Raw genomic sequence first — 18,303 nt, 5'->3', positions numbered from 1 at the left:
GTATGATATTCGGACATATTTCACAGCCCAATCCTTGCCGTCTGCCGCAGGCGATAGAACGGGCGCTCGCGTTTTTACGCACCACGGATTTCACCACGCTGGAACCCGGCGTGGTGGAGATCGACGGGCGCGCTATCTTCGCGCAGGTTCTCGATCTCACCACCCGGCCGCATCACGAAAACCGCCCGGAAGTCCATCGCCGCTATCTGGATATTCAATTTCTGGCGTGGGGCGAAGAGAAAATAGGTTTTGCGATCGACACCGGTAATAACGAAATAAGCGAATCATTACTGGAACAGCGCGATATTATTTTTTATCACCAGATGGAAAATGAATCGCTGATTGAAATGATTCCAGGCAGTTACGCCATATTTTTCCCGCAGGATGTTCATCGCCCGCAATGTCATAAACACAAGGAGTCGGCCATTCGTAAAATTGTCGTCAAAGTGGCTGTCAGCGAATTAATGTAATTTTTCTGAATTAGACAGGAAAGCCAAATGACTCACACCGGTTTTATTATTGGTGCGTACCCCTGCGCACCCTCGTTTCACCAGAAAGGGGAACAGGAGGAGCGCGATTTCTGGCGTCAGTTAGCTGATACACCCGATATTCGCGGTCTTGAACAACCGTGCCTGGATAACCTCCACCCGCTGGGGGATGAGTGGCTGTTTCGCCACACGCCGGGGGACTGGCAAATCGTGGTCACGGCGGTGATGGAAACCATGCGTCGGCGCGGCGCCAACGGCGGGTTTGGCCTGGCCTCCGCCGATGAAGATCAGCGTCGTGAAAGCGTGACATTTTATCGTCACCTACTTGAGAAAATTGTCGCCGTTAACACCCGCTTCCCCGGGAAAGTGATCGCCCTGGAAATGCAGGCCGCGCCGCAGTCTGGCAACCCCTGCGTAGCGCAAGCCACCGAGGCGTTCTCTCGTTCGATGAAAGAAATCGCCGCCTGGTACTGGCCATGCGATCTGGTGCTGGAACACTGCGATGCCATGACAGGCCGCGCGCCACGAAAAGGGTTTCTCCCTCTTGAAAACGTTCTGGAGGTGCTGGACGACACAGATATCAGCGTTTGTATTAACTGGGCGCGCTCAGCCATCGAAGGGCGCGACACTGCACTGCCTGTCGCGCATGTTCAGGCCGCGCAGAAGGCAGGAAAGCTCGGCGCACTGATGTTTTCTGGCACCACGGCGACGGGCGATTACGGCGACTGGCAGGATCTTCACGCGCCATTTTCGTCGTTCTGCCCCGACAGTTTAATGACGCCTGAAAAAGTCACTGAGCTATTTACTGCGGCGAGCGCCGCAACATTGAAATTCTCCGGTATCAAATTACTGGAAATAAATGCTAATGCTGACGTCAGCCATCGCATTGCCATTTTGCGCGACGGTATTAGCGTTATAAAAAAAGCAGCACAATAAAAATAAAAACCTGTATTCCCGAGCCGATTACCTTAATGAGACATTAATTATGACTATTTCTTCTCGTGCTCTACATGCGGATATTCCGCGCCAACGCTGGTTAAGAATAATTCCGCCTATTCTTATCGCCTGTATTATCTCTTATATGGACCGTGTCAATATTGCCTTCGCCATGCCAGGCGGTATGGATGAGGAATTAGGGATTACCGCCACCATGGCGGGGCTGGCAGGCGGAATATTCTTTATCGGGTATCTGTTCCTGCAAGTTCCCGGCGGCAAAATCGCGGTGCACGGCAGCGGTAAAAAATTCATCGGCTGGTCGCTGGTGGCCTGGGCGGTGATCTCCGTGCTGACGGGCATCGTCACCAATCAGTATCAGCTGCTGGCACTGCGCTTTTTACTCGGTGTCGCCGAAGGCGGAATGCTGCCGGTGGTGCTGACCATGATCAGCAACTGGTTCCCGGACGCCGAGCGCGGTCGCGCCAACGCGATCGTGATTATGTTCGTGCCCATTGCCGGGATCATTACCGCCCCGCTCTCCGGCTGGATCATTACGGCTCTCGACTGGCGCTGGCTGTTCATCATTGAAGGCCTGCTGTCCCTGGTGGTGCTGGTTCTCTGGACGCTGACCATCTATGACCGCCCGCAGGAGGCGAAATGGATTTCCGCCGCCGAGAAAAACTATCTGGTTGAAACGCTGGCCGCCGAGCAGCGCGCCATCGCAGGCAAAGAGGTGAAAAATGCCTCGCTCGGTGCGGTGCTGTCGGACAAAACCATGTGGCAGCTGATCGCCCTTAACTTCTTCTACCAGACCGGTATTTACGGCTACACCCTCTGGCTGCCAACCATTCTGAAGGAGCTAACCCATTCGACGATGGGCCAGGTGGGGATGCTCGCCATTCTGCCGTATGTCGGCGCGATTGCCGGGATGTTCCTGTTCTCTTCCCTCTCTGACCGCACCGGCAAGCGCAAGCTGTTCGTCTCCCTGCCGCTGATCGGTTTTGCTCTGTGCATGTTCCTCTCCGTGGCGCTGAAAGAAAACATCTGGCTGGCCTACGCCGCGCTGGTGGGCTGCGGTTTCTTCCTGCAGTCGGCAGCGGGCGTCTTCTGGACCATTCCGGCACGTCTGTTCAGTGCAGAAATGGCCGGTGGTGCGCGCGGTGTGATCAACGCGCTTGGCAATCTTGGCGGCTTCTGCGGCCCTTACGCTGTCGGCGTGCTGATCACCCTTTACAGCAAAGATGCCGGGGTTTACTGCCTGGCGATCTCCCTGGCACTGGCCTCGTTGTTAGCGCTGCTGCTGCCGGCGAAATGCGATGCCGGCGCACAGCCCAATCCAACGGTGAATCCGCACAAACGTGTGGCCTGAAAACGCCGGGTGGGCTGCGCTCACCCGGCAACGACAGAGAATCGCAAAGATGAGTGAAAAAGAGCCCTTCTGGCTGGGTATCGATTGTGGCGGTACTTATCTGAAAGCCGGTCTGTACAACAGCCAGGGTAAAGAACAGTGCATCGAACGATGTGCGGTCGCCACCCTTAGCCCGCGTCCGGGCTATGCGGAGCGCGATATGTCCCTGCTCTGGCAGCGCTGCCACGAAACCGTCGCCGCACTGCTCAAACGCACGGGTGTCCGTGGCGATCAAATCAAAGGCGTAGGCATTTCTGCGCAGGGTAAGGGGCTGTTTCTGCTGGATAAACAGGATCGCCCCCTGGGCAACGCCATTCTCTCCTCCGACCGACGGGCGCTTGCGATCGTGCAACGTTGGCAGCAGGACGAGATCCCCGAAAAGCTCTACCCGCACACGCGGCAAACCCTGTGGACCGGGCACCCGGCCTCGTTGCTGCGCTGGGTTAAAGAGCACGAGCCGAAGCGCTACCAGCAAATCGGCTGCGTAATGATGGCGCATGACTATCTGCGCTGGTGCCTGACGGGCAAAAAGGGCTGCGAAGAGAGCAACATTTCCGAATCCAATCTCTACAACATGAACACGGGCGCCTACGACCCGCAACTGACGCACTGGCTTGGGATCGCTGAAATCGACGGCGCCTTGCCGCCTATCGTCGGTTCAGCAGAAATTTGCGGTGAAATCACCTCTCAGGCAGCCTCCCTGACCGGTCTTGCGGCGGGTACGCCCGTCGTGGGAGGCCTGTTTGATGTGGTTTCCACCGCGATCTGCGCCGGGCTGCACGACGAGCACACGCTCAATGCGGTGATGGGCACCTGGGCTGTCACCAGCGGTATTGCGAATGGTATTCGCGATAACGAACCTTTCCCTTACGTCTATGGCCGCTACGTTCATCCGCAGCAGTACATCGTTCACGAAGCCAGCCCGACCTCCTCCGGCAATCTTGAATGGCTCACGGCACAGTGGGGCGAACTCTCTTTTGACGAGATCAACCAGGCCGTCGCCAGCCTGCCGAAAGCGGCAAGCGACGTGTTTTTCCTGCCGTTTCTCTACGGCAGCAACGCCGGGCTTGAGATGACCAGCGGCTTCTACGGCATGCAGGCGATCCATACCCGCGCCCACCTGCTGCAGGCGGTTTATGAAGGAGTGGTGTTCTGTCATATGACCCACCTCAACCGCATGCTGGAGCGCTTTACCGATGTGTCTGCCCTGCGCGTCACCGGCGGCCCGACCCATTCCGATGTCTGGATGCAGATGCTGGCAGACGTCAGCGGCCTGGCGATTGAGCTGCCTCAGGTCGAGGAGACCGGCTGCTCCGGCGCGGCGCTGGCCGCCCTCGTCGGCACCGGGGTTTATCCCGACTTCTTTACCGCGCAGCAAAATATCAAACACGCCATCCGCGTCGTTGAGCCGGATATGCAGGCTCACGCCGCCTATCAGCATAAATATCACCGCTATCAGCAACTGATTTCAGCATTGCAGGGTTATCACGCCCGAATTAAGGAGCACGACCTATGAGCCGACCATTACTGCAGCTGGCGCTCGACCACACCAGCCTTCAGGCCGCCCAGCGCGATGTCTCGCTGCTGCACGACCACGTCGATATCGTCGAAGCGGGCACCATTTTGTGCCTGACGGAAGGCCTATCAGCCGTCCGCGCGTTGCGCCAGCAGTGCCCGGACAAAATCATCGTCGCCGACTGGAAAGTGGCTGACGCCGGTGAAACGCTGGCGCAGCAGGCCTTTGATGCGGGCGCAAACTGGATGACCATCATCTGCGCCGCACCGCTGGCAACCGTTGAAAAAGGCCACGCGGTGGCTGCCGCACGCGGGTGCGAAATCCAGATGGAGCTGTTTGGCAACTGGACGCTGAACGATGCGCGCGCGTGGTACCGCGTTGGAGTTAAACAGGCGATTTATCACCGTGGGCGCGACGCCCAGGCCAGCGGCCAGCAGTGGGGAGAAGAGGATCTCGCGAGAATGAAAGCCCTGTCGGATATCGGCCTGCAGCTTTCTATCACCGGCGGCATCACCCCAGCGGATTTAACGCTGTTCCGGGAGATTAACGTCAAAGCCTTTATCGCCGGACGGGCGTTGGCAGGGGCCGCTAACCCACCACAGGTGGCACAGGCGTTCCACACGCAACTCCGCGAAATCTGGGGAGAATAACCATGCGTCAGCATCCGTTAGGGATTTATGAGAAAGCGCTGTCGAAGGATCTCTCCTGGCCGGAGCGTCTGGTGTTAGCCAAAAGCTGCGGCTTTGATTTCGTCGAAATGTCGGTGGATGAAACCGACGAGCGCCTCTCACGGCTTGAATGGAGCACCACGCAGCGCGCCTCGCTGGTCGAAGCCATGCTGGAAACCGGCGTCGCCATCCCGTCCATGTGCCTGTCGGCGCACCGCCGCTTTCCGTTTGGCAGCCGCGATGAAACCGTGCGCCAACGCGCCCGCGAGATCATGACTAAAGCGATCAAACTAGCGCGGGATCTGGGGATCCGCACCATCCAGTTGGCGGGTTACGACGTCTATTACGAAGAGCACGACGCGGGCACGCAGCAGCGTTTTGCCGAAGGGCTGGCGTGGGCGGTGGAACAGGCCGCCGCCGCGCAGGTGATGCTGGCAGTGGAGATCATGGATACCGCGTTCATGAACTCCATCAGCAAGTGGAAAAAGTGGGATGAGATGCTCGCCTCGCCGTGGTTTAGCGTCTATCCGGATGTGGGCAACCTGAGTGCCTGGGGCAACGATGTCACCGCCGAGCTGACCCTCGGCATCGACCGAATCGCCGCCATCCACCTGAAAGACACGCAGCCCGTTACCAAACAAAGCCCGGGACAGTTTCGCGATGTGCCGTTTGGCGAGGGCTGCGTCGATTTTGTCGGCGTGTTCAACACCCTGAATCAGCTCAACTATCGCGGGGCATTTTTAATCGAAATGTGGACCGAAAAAGCGAAAGAGCCGGTCCTGGAAATTATCGAAGCGCGGCGCTGGATCGAAGCCCGCATGCAGGAAGGAGGCATGACATGCTAGAGCAACTCAAAGCGGAGGTCCTGGCCGCTAACCTGGCGCTGCCCGCCCACCAGCTGGTGACATTTACCTGGGGCAACGTCAGTGCAGTCGATCGCGAAAGCGGTCTGATGGTCATCAAACCCTCTGGCGTCGAGTATGACGTCATGACCGCAGACGACATGGTGGTGGTGGAGATCGCCACCGGCAAAGTGGTGGAAGGCAGCAAAAAGCCATCGTCCGACACGCCGACGCATCTTGCGCTCTATCGCCGCTACCCGGAGATTGGCGGCATCGTCCACACCCACTCGCGTCACGCGACTATCTGGTCCCAGGCCGGGCTGGATCTCCCCGCCTGGGGCACCACGCATGCGGACTATTTCTATGGCGATATTCCCTGCACGCGGCTGATGACGCCCGCAGAAATTGCGGGCGAATATGAGTATCAGACCGGGGAGGTGATCATCAAAACCTTTGAAGAGCGCGATCTAAGCCCGATGCAGATCCCCGCGGTACTGGTCCACTCCCATGGTCCGTTTGCCTGGGGTAAAGATGCCGCCGATGCGGTCCACAACGCCGTGGTGCTGGAGGAGTGCGCTTATATGGGCCTTTTCTCGCGCCAGCTGACGCCGCAGTTGCCGGTCATGCAACAAGAGCTGCTGGATAAACACTATCTACGCAAGCACGGGGCGAATGCCTATTACGGCCAGTGATCAGCCGGAATTGATATGCTCCTTACAATACCGCCGTTTCCAGACGGCGGGTGTTAGTCCGGTGTGTTTGCGAAAGATCTGGCGAAAATACCCGACATCATTAAAGCCGCAGCGATTGGCCACCTCCGTGAGTGAGGACGCGTCATCAAGCAGCAGTTTCTCCGCTGAGCGGACGCGCTGGCGATGGATCGCCTCGGTCAACGTTAAATGAAAGGTGCGACGAAACACGCGCCCCAGATAATCCGCATTACAGTGCAGCTCTTTTGCCAGCTGCGAGGTCGAAAGGGGGAGATGAAATTGCGTGCGGATAATTTGTTTGGCTCTCCACGCGATCGACGTGCCTGCTTCGTCCTGAATTTCCTCGTTTCCCACCGAAAACGAAATTTGCTGCAAAATCAGCAGCAGCATTAATTCCAGCGCCACGCTTCGCTGTAATTTCTCCTGCTCCGTCAGGAACTGACGGAAAAGAGACACCACATAAGAAGCCTCGCGAACACGGCAATGTTGTTCGATGGCGAGCTGCGCAAAAGCGTCTGGTCTGTGCGGCTCAGCCTCAACGTCAAAATGCAGCCAGTAAAACCGCAGATCGGCCGGGAAATCTTCGGTTCCCACGTGGCGACGGTTCGGCCATAAAACCAAACTCTCCCCCGCTTTCACCTCGAAAACCGTATTTTCCTCCTGAATCGTTAACGTCCCTTTTTCGACAAAGATGATTTCCCACGAGGTTAATTTACGGGCGGGATGACGCCCAACGCCCCGGGAAATAAATAACCCGCCGTTTTGAACGTGAATCGGAAGCGCTATGGATAATTCGAGCATCGGTATTCAATTTCCCGCTTTAAATCATATTAATATTCATCTTGCACGTTGATTATTAATGAATAATTGTATTTACGCCCGATCGAAATCACATTTTCATCATCAGGTCGGAATCGTCATCTTTTTATACTTTTCCCTTCCCTTGTTGGCGCTGACTTTCAGTGCAGAATGAATTGGGTACCTTGCAGAACATAATAAAATCCCCTTCACGAGGAGTTATCGAATGACTTCCACTCCGATTACGCAAACCGATGTCGTACAACAGGCCGCCGACGAGCGCCTGTCAGTGCGCGAGAAGATTGGCTACGGCCTGGGTGATGCTGGCGGGACGGTAATTACCTGCCTGATCATGAACTTCCTTACCTTTTTCTATACCGATGTCTTTGGCCTGACGCCAGCGCTGGTCGGTACGTTGTTTATTGCCCTGCGCGTATTTGATGCCGTTTCTGACCCCATCATGGGGGTGATTGCCGACCGTACCCAGAGCCGCTGGGGGCGCTTTCGCCCGTGGCAGCTGTGGATCGCCTTCCCGATCGGGATTATCGGCGTCCTGACGTTCACCGTGCCGGAAGCCAGTATGGGGGTGAAAATCGCCTGGGCGTTCGGCACCTATCTGCTGCTTTCCGTCGGCTATACCGCCATCAACGTGCCCTACTGCGCGCTGATCAACACCATGACCACCCGCCACAGCGAGGTGATCTCCTGCCAGTCCTGGCGCTTTGTGCTGTGCGGCGTGGCAGGCTTTTTGGTCTCCGTGGGCCTGCCGTGGCTGGTCGCGGCGCTGGGCCAGGGCAACGTTGCGCAGGGCTATCAGCTGGGTGTCGGCGTGCTGTGCGCCATCGCGGTGGTGATGTTCCTGTGCTGTTTCTTCTGGGTACGCGAGCGCGTCCCGCTGGCCCTGATGGGGCGCTTTACCCTGCGCGAACATCTGGCCGGGCTGCGTAACAACGATCAACTGCTATTGATGCTGGTGATGTCTTTCCTGCTGATTAACGTCTTTAACATTCGCGGCGGCGGGTACATGTACTTCATCACCTACGTGCTACAGGGCAGCACTGCCTATACGTCGCTGTTCTTCACCATGGTGACCTTTGCCGCCATTCTCGGTGCGGTGATCGTCAGCCCGCTTACCCGTCGTATTGATACGGTGAAACTGTACTACACCACCAATCTGGTGCTGGCCGCACTGGCATTCGCCATGTGGTTCCTGCCAACTGGCCCGGCGTATCAAACCCTGTGGCTGGCAGTGATTTTGGGCAACGGCGTGATCCTCGGCTTTACGCTGCCGTTGCACTTCTCGCTGATGGCCTTCGCCGACGACTACGGCGAATGGAAAACCGGCGTGCGCTCGTCAGGGATGAACTTCGCCTTTAACCTCTTTTTCATCAAGCTGGCGTGGGCCTCAAGTGCCGGAATTATCAGCCTGGTGTTTATCTTCGTCGCCTATCAGCCCGGTGCGGGCAACCAGACCCCGGCTTCGCTTTCTGGCATTACAACCATGGAAACGCTGCTGCCCGCCCTTTTCCACCTGCTGCTGGCCGTTTCAATACGCTGGTGCAGACTCACTAATCCGATGATGTCGCGCATCTCTACCGATCTGCGCCAGCGTCACGTTCAGTCCTGAGGAGAACAACATGTCCATCATGGAACCCGACCTGCATAAGCTCAAAATTAACGATCCGTTCCTCGGCCAGTATCAACAGCTGGTACGGGATGTGGTCATTCCCTATCAGTGGGATGCGCTGAACGACCGCATCGCCGAAGCGGAGCCGAGCCACGCCATCACCAATTTCCGGATCGCTGCCGGGCAGGAAGAAGGGGAATTTTACGGCATGGTTTTCCAGGACAGCGATGTCGCCAAATGGCTCGAAGCCGTGGCGTGGTCCCTGTGCCAGAAACCCGACCCTGAACTTGAGAAAACCGCCGACGAGGTCATTGAACTGGTGGCCGCTGCCCAATGCGACGATGGCTATCTGAATACCTATTTCACCGTGAAAGCACCTGGCGAACGCTGGACTAATCTCGCAGAGTGCCATGAACTGTACTGCGCCGGGCATATGATCGAGGCGGGCGTGGCGTACTTCCAGGGCACCGGAAAACGCGCGCTGTTAGACGTGGTCTGCAAACTGGCAGATCATATCGACCGCGTGTTTGGACCCGGAGAAAACCAGCTGCACGGCTATCCCGGCCATCCGGAAATCGAGCTGGCGTTAATGCGCCTGTATGACGTCACCCAGGAGCCACGCTATCTGGCGCTGGTGAAATATTTCGTCGAAGAGCGCGGCGCGCAGCCGCATTTTTACGATATCGAATACGAAAAGCGCGGCAGAACATCGCACTGGCACAACTACGGCCCGGCGTGGATGGTCAAAGACAAAGCCTATAGTCAGGCGCATCAGCCTCTCGCGGAGCAGCAAACCGCCATCGGGCACGCCGTGCGTTTTGTCTATCTGATGACCGGCGTTGCGCACCTTGCGCGGCTGAGCGGTGACGAAAGCAAACGTCAGGACTGCCTGCGTCTTTGGAATAATATGGTGCAACGGCAGCTCTATATTACGGGCGGAATTGGCTCGCAGAGCAGCGGCGAGGCCTTCAGCAGCGACTACGATTTGCCCAATGATACGGTCTATGCCGAAAGTTGCGCCTCGATTGGTCTGATGATGTTTGCCCGCCGGATGCTGGAGATGGAAGCGGATAGCCAGTATGCCGACGTCATGGAGCGCGCGTTATATAACACCGTGCTGGGCGGCATGGCGCTGGACGGTAAACACTTTTTCTACGTGAACCCGCTGGAGGTCCATCCTAAAACACTGGCCTTCAACCATATCTATGATCACGTCAAACCGATTCGTCAGCGCTGGTTTGGCTGCGCCTGCTGCCCGCCGAATATCGCCCGCGTGCTGACTTCGCTTGGGCACTACATCTATACCGCACGCCCCGAGGCGCTGTTTATCAACCTCTACGTTGGCAACAGCGCGGCCATTCCGGTCGGAAATCACGAGCTGCAACTGCGTATTAGCGGCAACTATCCGTGGCAGGAGCAGGTGAAGATCGACATCACCTCGCCGGTTGCGGTTGAGCACACTCTCGCCCTGCGTCTACCGGACTGGTGCGCCAGCCCGCAGATAGCGCTGAACGGTGAAGCGATAACAGGCGACGTGCGTCAGGGATATTGTTATCTCACCCGTCGCTGGCAGGAGGGGGATTCTGTGACCCTCACGCTGCCGATGCCGGTGCGCCGCTTATACGGCAATCCACAGGTGCGCCAGCAGGCAGGCAAAGTAGCGTTGCAGCGCGGCCCGCTGGTCTATTGTCTGGAAGAGGCGGATAACGGCGCGGGGTTACATAACCTGTCGCTGCCCGCCGACAGCACCTTCCGCGTGTTCGAAGGGAAAGGATTGTTCTCGCATAAGATGCTAATTCAGGCTGACGGCATCTCACAACGCGCCGTTGAGACCGAGCCGCAACCGCTCTGGCAATATGACCGCACGCCCACTGCGCCACACACTCAGACATTAACGTTTATTCCGTGGTTTAGCTGGGCCAACCGCGGCGAGGGCGAGATGCGGATATGGGTGGATGAGGTGTAAATCCTGACCATCTTCCAGGCAGCACACGCCGTGCTGCCTCGGCAAGAAAGGCGCTTCGGGTGCTGAACTGCGGATGCTCGCTAATAAATGCGTCAATTTTCACTAATAAACGGCGGGGGAGCGTGATATTGATGCGCTCTGCTCTGCCGTCAAATTGCTGCATATTGATCTCCACCAGCATAAGAACACCCCGGCACATCCGGGAAAAAGCCGCTCGCACGGCCATCGCGGTCGGTATGAATATAAGCCGGGTAGAACATTACCCCTCCTGCAAATTGACTGTTTGATATCCCTCGACTGTGACACACCCAGCCAGGTGCTTGAGATCACGATAACGTATTGGCTAAGCGACTTCAGTGGCAAAAAATCAAAGCGGGAAAGGAGATCGCAAAGAGAACAGGCAAAGGAGAGAGTTACAGCAGATTGTGGAGGCAGGCTCGTAATACCCGACGACGCTAAACCTGCCCGGCCTGACTACCGCAGGCCGGGCAAGCACAGCACCACCGGGAAAAGAGGTGAAGCAGCCTCATCCTTGAGGACCGCTTTTTGAACTCAGAAGCGCCAGCTCATGCCGGTCATCAGCACGAAACTGTCTTCACGGTCGATCATTGGGCTGTTTTTAACGTCATCCGGCAACACGGTATAAACCGCGCTGGCATTCAGGAAAAGGTTATTGGTCAGTTTGTATTTCGCGACCAGTCCCACGTACGGGTTCCAGCTATCGCCCGCGGTGTATTCGTTCATACCACTGTGGCGAGACTCTTTGCCGGAAACACCGTAGTAGTAGTCGTTGAAGCTTTCGTCATAGTAAAACACACCCACGGACGGAATCAGGGTCAGGCGCTCCATGCGGATCGGGTGGAAATAGGAAATTTCACCCACCACGCCGCCACTTTCGTCCATGGCATCCGCCGCGACGCCAAACTTCAGGCTACCCCAGCGCTCGTGGCGATAGTAGGCGCCTCCCAGGAATGCGGATGCTTTGCGCTCATCGAGCTGCTTCATCGCGTGGTCGTCATTGTCATCGGGATCAAAATGCAGCGGCATCCAGGACGCCGTCAGGCTCAGTTCATTCTTACTGTCTTTCCACAACGCCCAACCGGCGGTGGTCTGGCGCACGTAGAAATTATCGCCTTCATAACTAATGAGTGGAACCGCAGTCGTATTTTCGTTATACCCTTTGTAAGGCGATTCATTGAAAACAGCGCCCGCACCCAATGAAAATTCACCCGCCATTGCTGATGAAGCGAAAAATAAGGCTGTGGTGATGAGCAAATTCTTTTTAGTAATCATTCCCTGTATCCATTAAATGCCTAACAAACGAGGCGAATAATAATGGTTACAAATTTGCCGATGCAATGAATGTGTTTATATAATATTATATATGAAATCATATAGATGAGCGTACGTGATGAATAATTTACAGATTAAGCCGCGTGAGTTAAAAATCATTTCTGTTATTGCCGCCACCGGCAGTATCGGAGACGCCGCCGCGTTGTTAGGCATGGCGCAGGCCAATGTCAGTAAATATCTCGCAGATTTTGAAACCCGCGTGGGTTTGAAAGTTTTTGAACGTACCACCCGTCAACTGGCGCTCACGCAGTTCGGCGAGGTGCTGCTCCCTTATATCAACGCATCACTTGATAAAAATAATCAACTCATTAATTTTATTGCCGATTATAAACATGAAAAAAGCGGACGCGTCACGATTTACGCGCCTACAGGGATCAACACCTATCTCGCTCGCCATGTGATCCATCTTCTCGAAGAGATCGGCGATATTCGTATTTGTTTAAAAACCTATAATCCTAATCGTAATGAATTATCTGAAGGCGTCACCTTTCCTGACGACTGCGATATCTTAATTACCTATGCACAACCCAAAGATGAAAGCCTGGTTGCTTATCAGCTAACAAAATATTCCGTTACCGCCTTCGCTACGCCAGAATATATCAAAAAGCGTCCCATTAACGGACCCGATGATTTAATTAAACACTCCTGTATTTTGCTGGATTCCATATTAGTGGATGATGCTAACATCTGGCGCTTTCGCGTTCATGGCAGCGACGAAGTGCGCGATTATAAAGTCACCGGTAATTATATTTGTGATAATACACAAACTGCGCTGGAGCTGGCGCGCAACCACCTTGGTATCGTGTTTGCGCCAAAAGAGAGCCTGAAAAGCGAGATTGAGCAGGGCATCTTAATGCCCTGTTTTTCTCATCAGGAGGAGTGGTGGCTGGATCTGACGGCTATTTTCCGCAAGCGCGAATATCAGCCGTGGCGGGTTCAGTACATTCTGGATGGCGTGCTGAACAGTCTGCGAGAGCGAATTAAGCAGGCCGTCCCAGGGGCGACCCGCTCTGATTAATTAGAACAGTCCCAGCGGCTTGTCGGAATAACTCACCAGCAGGCATTTCGTCTGTTGATAGTGATCCAGCATCATCTTATGGGTTTCACGTCCGATGCCCGATTGTTTATATCCCCCAAATGCCGCGTGGGCCGGATAGGCGTGATAACAGTTAGTCCAGACACGCCCGGCCTGAATACCGCGTCCCATTTTGTACGCCAGATTACCGTTGCGACTCCAGACCCCGGCACCCAGCCCGTATTGCGTATCGTTGGCCAGCTCAAGCGCGTCCTCCATGGTTTTAAAGGTTGTCACCGCCAGCACCGGGCCGAAAATCTCTTCCTGGAAAACGCGCATGTTGTTTTGACCAAACAGAATGGTCGGCTCCAGGTAATAGCCTTCTTTCAGATCGCCTTCCAGCACTTTGCGTCGGCCACCCGTCAGGACATCCGCGCCCTCTTTTTTGCCGATATCGATATAGTTCAGAATGGTTTCCAGCTGCCCATGAGAAACCTGCGCGCCCATCTGCGTCACGCTGTCCAGTGGGTTTCCGCTGCGAATGGATTCCACACGCCGAATAGCGCGTTCCATAAAGCGTTCATAAATCGATTCCTGAACCAGCGCGCGGCTCGGGCAGGTGCAGACTTCGCCCTGGTTGAAGGCAAACAGCGCAAAGCCTTCCATCGCTTTATCAAAGAAGGCGTCCTCTTCGTCCATCACATCGGCGAAGAAGATGTTCGGCGATTTACCGCCCAGCTCCAGCGTCACTGGAATGATGTTCTGCGTGGCGTACTGCATGATCTGCTGGCCGACTTCCGTGGAGCCGGTAAACGCCACTTTCGCGATACGTTTTGAGGTCGCCAGATATTCACCGATTTCGCCGCCCGCGCCGTTCACCACGTTTATCACCCCTGGCGGCACCAGATCGCCGATGATTTCCATCAGCAGCAAGACCGACAGCGGCGTTAAGCGCGCCGGTTTGAGCACCACGCAGTTACCCGCCGCCAGCGCGGGGGCCATTTTCCAACTCGCCATCAGCAGCGGGAAGTTCCACGGAATGATTTGCCCGACCACACCCAGCGGCTCCTGGAAGTGATAGGCCACGGTGTCGCTGTCCACTTCGCTGATCCCGCCCTCCTGGGCGCGAATACAGGAGGCAAAATAGCGGAAATGGTCAATTGCCAGCGGGACATCCGCGGCGGTGGTTTCGCGGATCGGTTTACCGTTATCCCAGGTTTCTGCCGCAGCCAGCAGCTCGAGATTTTGCTCCATTCGGTCGGCGATTTTGAACAGGATCGCGGCGCGGTCCTGAACGGAGGTGTGCGCCCATTTCTCTTTCGCTTTGTGGGCCGCATCGAGCGCCAGATCGATATCTTTTTTGCCGGAACTGGCAATTTCGCACAGCGGCTGCCCGGTCACCGGGGTCAGGTTGGAGTAGTATTCGCCGTCGACCGGCGCGACCCAGCCGCCGCCAATGAAGTTGTCATACCGGGGTTTTAGCTTGAGAGGATAACCATACTCGCCAGGCTGCATACGCGTTGAGGGAGGATTGTTCGTCATGACCGTCTCCTTGCTGTTGGTGTCTAACAAGGGTAGTCACAGCTGGCGATTTTCTCGCCAGCCGCTTACAGCTTTACGACAGGTATCACGGATTATTTGCGCGGTTATTTTTCGATCTGCGGGAACAGCAGCGAATCGCGTAACAGGTGGTCATTACCCCGACGGCGCGTGAAGCCAATACGATTGAAATACTCCAGAATTTGTATCGCCAGTTTGCGGCCCACGTTCAGGCGATCGCGGAAGTCGGCAGCACAGGTCGATCCCTTTTCCTGATGCAGATCGCGGATCAAACTGGCAAAGGTGACGATGCGATCGTTACGGTAATAGCGATCTTTGACGATCGCGGTAATCAGCCCCTGCTGCGCGGCGTGGCGCAATACCTGACGCATCACCACTTCATCCGTCGCAGTTTCGCGGGCTAAATCGCGCAACCACCAGGGTTCATCGCCAAACAGCGGGGCGGCTTTTTGCCAGATGGCGTCCTGTTCCGGGGTAAATCCGGCTTTGTGATCCGGCAGATGCAACCAGCCGTGATGGCTGTGGATCATGCCGCTTTCGCGCATCTTTTCTATCAGCAGCAGCACCAGCGCGTCGTCTTCCATCGGCAGCGCCATACGGCGCAGGCGTTCGCGGCCTGGGCCTGGCTCGTCCTGATGCTGTTCGTGGTAGGTCGCAAGCGTAGAGAGCACCTTGCGCTGCCAGTGGGCGGCAACCGGTGCGTTAAGCAGGCTGTATCCGGCCTGAATAAAGCCCGGCTGCTGCGTGAGCTGGCGCAAACCGTCACCGCTCAGCTGACGCCCCCAGGCGAAATCAGCGAGATTCACCGCACCGCGCTCGAGATGCACCGCCAGCGCAGCCTGGTCGTCTTCTGCCTGTGCCAGCGCCGCCAGCCACTGCAGATATTCAGGCTTACGTTTTCCGCGACGCGGCGGATTGAGCGTCACCACGCGGGCACCCGCCAGGGTGACGCGCGCAGAGATATCGCGCAGCACCAGCCGGTCGTTATCCGCCAGCCACAAAGGGGTATCCAGCACCAGCTCAGCCAAATCGTTTTCCAGCAAAGAGACACGGCCCGTCACGTGGCTGGCGGCGTGGTGGATATGCAGCGGCTGCCACTGGGTGAGCGGCGCGTGGGTGTGCAGAGAGACAATCACCCGCGTGGAAGGCTCCGGCGGCGCGTCGGCCAGCAGCCAGTCACCGCGATTGAGCTGCTCTTTTTCCGCATCACCGGCGATATTCAGGGCGATACGCTGCCCGGCATGGGCCTGTTCCGTGGGCTGGTTCTGTGCGTGCAGCCCGCGCACGCGCATCGGTTTATTCACGCCCGTCAGCCACAGGCTATCGCCCACCTTCACTTCACCGCTGAGTGCCGTCCCGGTCACGACCAGTCCAGCCCCTTTCACGGTGAACGCGCGATCAATTGCCAGACGGAAGCTGTGATCGCTGGCCGGTTCGCGGGAGGAAAGATGCTGTAAATGGTCGCGTAGTTCGTCGATTCCGCGCCCTTCTGTCGCTACAGTGACAAACACCGGCGCATCGAAGAAACCGTACTCCAGCAGAGTGGAGCGAATCTCTTCGCGCACTTCGTCAATGCGGCTCTCGTCGACGCGATCCGCTTTGGTGAGCGCCACCGTCAGCTGCGGCTGGCCCGTCAGCTGTAAAATCGCCAGATGCTCACGCGTTTGCGCCATCACGCCGTCGTCGCAGGCCACCACCAGCAGAGCGTGATCGATACCGCCGACCCCGGCCAGCATATTGGCGAGAAACTTTTCATGGCCTGGCACATCGATAAAGCCGAGTACCCGACCGTCTGGCAGCGGCCAGTAGGCGTAGCCAAGATCGATGGTCATGCCGCGCTTTTTCTCTTCCGGCAGACGATCGGCATTCACGCCGGTAATGGCATGTAACAGCGTCGTTTTTCCGTGGTCAACGTGACCGGCAGTGGCAATAATCATTTCAACAACATCTCCAGAAACCGTTCTTCATCTTCAAGGCAGCGCAGATCCAGCCACAGGCGACCATCGTAAATGCGCCCAATAATCGGCGTAGGCAGCGCACGCCAGCGCGCAGACAAGGCGTCGAGCTGGCTTCCGCGCCCGTCGCGCGGCGTCAGAGTCAGCGCGGCGCTGGGCAGGCGGTCAACGGGCAGCGATCCGCTGCCAATCTGCGACTGACAGGATTCCACGCGCACGTCGAAATCGGGGAAGTGTGCGGTGACTTGCGGCAGTAGCAGTTCCGCCTGAGCGCGAATCGAGGCCGCATCGCGCGCCAGCAGACGCAGCGTTGGCAGGCGTTCGGCCAGTTTCTCCGGATGGAGATAGAGCCGCAGCGTGGCGTCCAGCGCAGCGAGGGTCATTTTATCAGCGCGCAGGGCGCGTTTCAGCGGGTGCTGCTGGAGCTTCGCAATCAGTTCACGTTTACCGACCACAATTCCGGCCTGTGGGCCACCGAGCAGTTTGTCGCCGGAGAAGCTCACCAGGCTCACGCCTGCGGCGATCATCTCCTGTGGCATCGGCTCTTTCGGCAGACCGTAGAGACTCAAATCCACCAGCGAACCGCTGCCCAGATCGGCAATGACCGGTACGTTCAGTTCGCGGCCAATCTCCGCCAGCTCCGCCTCTTCCACCGTTTTGGTAAAGCCTTCAATGTGATAGTTGCTGGTGTGGACTTTCATCAGCAGCGCGGTGTTTTCGTTAACTGCCGCGCGATAATCTTTCGCATGCGTGCGGTTGGTGGTCCCGATTTCATGCAGCTCGCAGCCCGCCTGACGCATCACGTCAGGAATGCGGAACGCGCCGCCAATCTCCACCAGCTCGCCGCGCGACACCACCACCTCTTTGCCGCTCGCGGTGGCCGCCAGCATCAGCAGAACCGCCGCCGCGTTATTGTTCACAATGCAGGCATCTTCCGCGCCCGTTATCTGGCACAAAAGATCAGCCAGCGCGCGGTCGCGGTGTCCACGTCCGGCACCGTCCAGATCGTACTCCAGCGTCACCGGGGATCGCATCGCCTGCGTGACCGCCGTTATCGCCTCTTCCGCCTGTAGCGCGCGGCCTAAATTGGTGTGCAGCACCGTTCCCGTCAGGTTGATCACCGGGCGCAACGCGCTTTGCGTATGCGCAGTCAGCCGTTTCTCCACCTCGTTCGCCCAGTCCTCGCACCACTGCGGCAGCGTATTTTGCGTCTGAATGTGCAGGCGGGCTTCATCCTGCATCACATTCAGGAGCGCCACCATGCGGGTGTGCCCGGACCGTTCAAGAAGAGAAGTGAATCGCGGATCGCGCAGCAGGCGATCGGTCGCAGGGATCTGGCTGTAGAGGGAACGATGAGTAGTCATTAACATGCCTGGCGGTTGGAGTTCTACCCCCCTCCCGACGGGAGAGGGAGTCAACGTGCAGAGGGATTGTACAGCGTACAGAGGTGAAGTGTTATAA

15 protein-coding genes and 1 pseudogene are annotated in these 18,303 nt (G+C 56.9%); 10 read left to right on the top strand and 6 right to left on the bottom strand.

Annotated elements, in window-relative coordinates; genetic code table 11:
- Positions 1-2: 2 nt before the first annotated feature.
- The 7 genes from ABIE11_RS16875 to araD are packed head-to-tail and all read left to right on the top strand — an operon-like array spanning position 3 to position 6,550.
- Complete coding sequence (locus ABIE11_RS16875) at positions 3-470, top strand: YhcH/YjgK/YiaL family protein (protein WP_102105034.1); 468 nt, start codon at positions 3-5, stop codon at positions 468-470.
- A gap of 27 nt (positions 471-497) precedes the next feature.
- The gene (locus ABIE11_RS16870) at positions 498-1,424 is read left to right on the top strand and encodes a DUF4862 family protein (RefSeq protein ID WP_429184925.1); all 927 of its coding nucleotides are present in this window, start codon (positions 498-500) and stop codon (positions 1,422-1,424) included.
- Between the two features lie 49 nt (positions 1,425-1,473).
- On the top strand, positions 1,474-2,793 hold the full coding sequence (locus ABIE11_RS16865; RefSeq protein ID WP_100778153.1) for an MFS transporter: 1,320 nt from the start codon (positions 1,474-1,476) through the stop codon (positions 2,791-2,793).
- A 49-nt stretch (positions 2,794-2,842) separates the two neighbouring features.
- Positions 2,843-4,348, top strand: a complete 1,506-nt coding sequence (locus tag ABIE11_RS16860) for an FGGY-family carbohydrate kinase (protein WP_429184924.1) — start codon at positions 2,843-2,845, stop codon at positions 4,346-4,348.
- Positions 4,345-4,998, top strand: a complete 654-nt coding sequence (gene ulaD / locus ABIE11_RS16855) for a 3-keto-L-gulonate-6-phosphate decarboxylase UlaD (RefSeq protein WP_429184923.1) — start codon at positions 4,345-4,347, stop codon at positions 4,996-4,998. Before ABIE11_RS16860 ends, ulaD begins: the two co-directional genes overlap by 4 nt.
- 2 nt (positions 4,999-5,000) lie before the next feature.
- The gene (locus ABIE11_RS16850; RefSeq protein ID WP_429184922.1) at positions 5,001-5,861 is read left to right on the top strand and encodes an L-ribulose-5-phosphate 3-epimerase; all 861 of its coding nucleotides are present in this window, start codon (positions 5,001-5,003) and stop codon (positions 5,859-5,861) included.
- A complete protein-coding gene (araD, locus tag ABIE11_RS16845) occupies positions 5,855-6,550 on the top strand; it encodes an L-ribulose-5-phosphate 4-epimerase (RefSeq protein WP_100778157.1) in 696 nt (231 codons plus the stop codon). The genes ABIE11_RS16850 and araD overlap by 7 nt, the downstream gene beginning before the upstream one ends.
- On the opposite strand, the gene ABIE11_RS16840 is transcribed toward araD, so the two are convergent.
- Positions 6,551-7,369 carry an AraC family transcriptional regulator gene (locus ABIE11_RS16840; protein ID WP_107702511.1) on the bottom strand — a complete coding sequence of 273 codons (819 nt, stop codon included), beginning with the start codon at positions 7,367-7,369 and terminating at the stop codon, positions 6,551-6,553.
- 223 nt (positions 7,370-7,592) lie between these two features.
- On the opposite strand from ABIE11_RS16840, the gene ABIE11_RS16835 reads away from it, so the two are divergent.
- Together ABIE11_RS16835 and ABIE11_RS16830 are read left to right on the top strand one after the other, a co-directional pair.
- Positions 7,593-8,993 (top strand): MFS transporter, encoded by a 1,401-nt coding sequence (locus ABIE11_RS16835; RefSeq protein WP_100778159.1) that lies wholly within the window; start codon positions 7,593-7,595, stop codon positions 8,991-8,993.
- A gap of 10 nt (positions 8,994-9,003) precedes the next feature.
- Positions 9,004-10,959 carry a glycoside hydrolase family 127 protein gene (locus ABIE11_RS16830; RefSeq protein ID WP_429184921.1) on the top strand — a complete coding sequence of 652 codons (1,956 nt, stop codon included), beginning with the start codon at positions 9,004-9,006 and terminating at the stop codon, positions 10,957-10,959.
- A gap of 16 nt (positions 10,960-10,975) precedes the next feature.
- Here the strand turns inward: ABIE11_RS16830 and ABIE11_RS16825 are convergent.
- Together ABIE11_RS16825 and ABIE11_RS16820 are read right to left on the bottom strand one after the other, a co-directional pair.
- Positions 10,976-11,219 (bottom strand): annotated as a pseudogene (locus ABIE11_RS16825) (type II toxin-antitoxin system HicB family antitoxin); the annotation flags it as partial.
- A 292-nt stretch (positions 11,220-11,511) separates the two neighbouring features.
- On the bottom strand, positions 11,512-12,252 hold the full coding sequence (locus ABIE11_RS16820) for a MipA/OmpV family protein (RefSeq protein WP_429184920.1): 741 nt from the start codon (positions 12,250-12,252) through the stop codon (positions 11,512-11,514).
- Positions 12,253-12,370: 118 nt separating this feature from the next.
- On the opposite strand from ABIE11_RS16820, the gene ABIE11_RS16815 reads away from it, so the two are divergent.
- A complete protein-coding gene (locus ABIE11_RS16815) occupies positions 12,371-13,330 on the top strand; it encodes a LysR family transcriptional regulator (protein ID WP_100778162.1) in 960 nt (319 codons plus the stop codon).
- On the opposite strand, the gene aldB is transcribed toward ABIE11_RS16815, so the two are convergent.
- From aldB to selA, 3 genes are all read right to left on the bottom strand, one after another.
- A complete protein-coding gene (gene aldB, locus ABIE11_RS16810) occupies positions 13,331-14,869 on the bottom strand; it encodes an aldehyde dehydrogenase AldB (RefSeq protein WP_429184919.1) in 1,539 nt (512 codons plus the stop codon). It lies immediately after the preceding gene.
- 104 nt (positions 14,870-14,973) lie between these two features.
- Positions 14,974-16,824, bottom strand: coding sequence for a selenocysteine-specific translation elongation factor (gene selB / locus ABIE11_RS16805; RefSeq protein WP_429184918.1), 1,851 nt, complete (start codon positions 16,822-16,824; stop codon positions 14,974-14,976).
- Positions 16,821-18,206, bottom strand: coding sequence for an L-seryl-tRNA(Sec) selenium transferase (selA, locus tag ABIE11_RS16800; RefSeq protein ID WP_429184917.1), 1,386 nt, complete (start codon positions 18,204-18,206; stop codon positions 16,821-16,823). Before selA ends, selB begins: the two co-directional genes overlap by 4 nt.
- Positions 18,207-18,303 lie beyond the last annotated feature (97 nt).

The organism is Lelliottia sp. 489 (genome assembly GCF_050435885.1).
In the GTDB taxonomy this organism is placed as follows: domain Bacteria; phylum Pseudomonadota; class Gammaproteobacteria; order Enterobacterales; family Enterobacteriaceae; genus Enterobacter; species Enterobacter nimipressuralis.
Note: the sequence above shows the minus strand (reverse complement) of the source record. Positions and strands in the feature narration are given on the sequence as shown.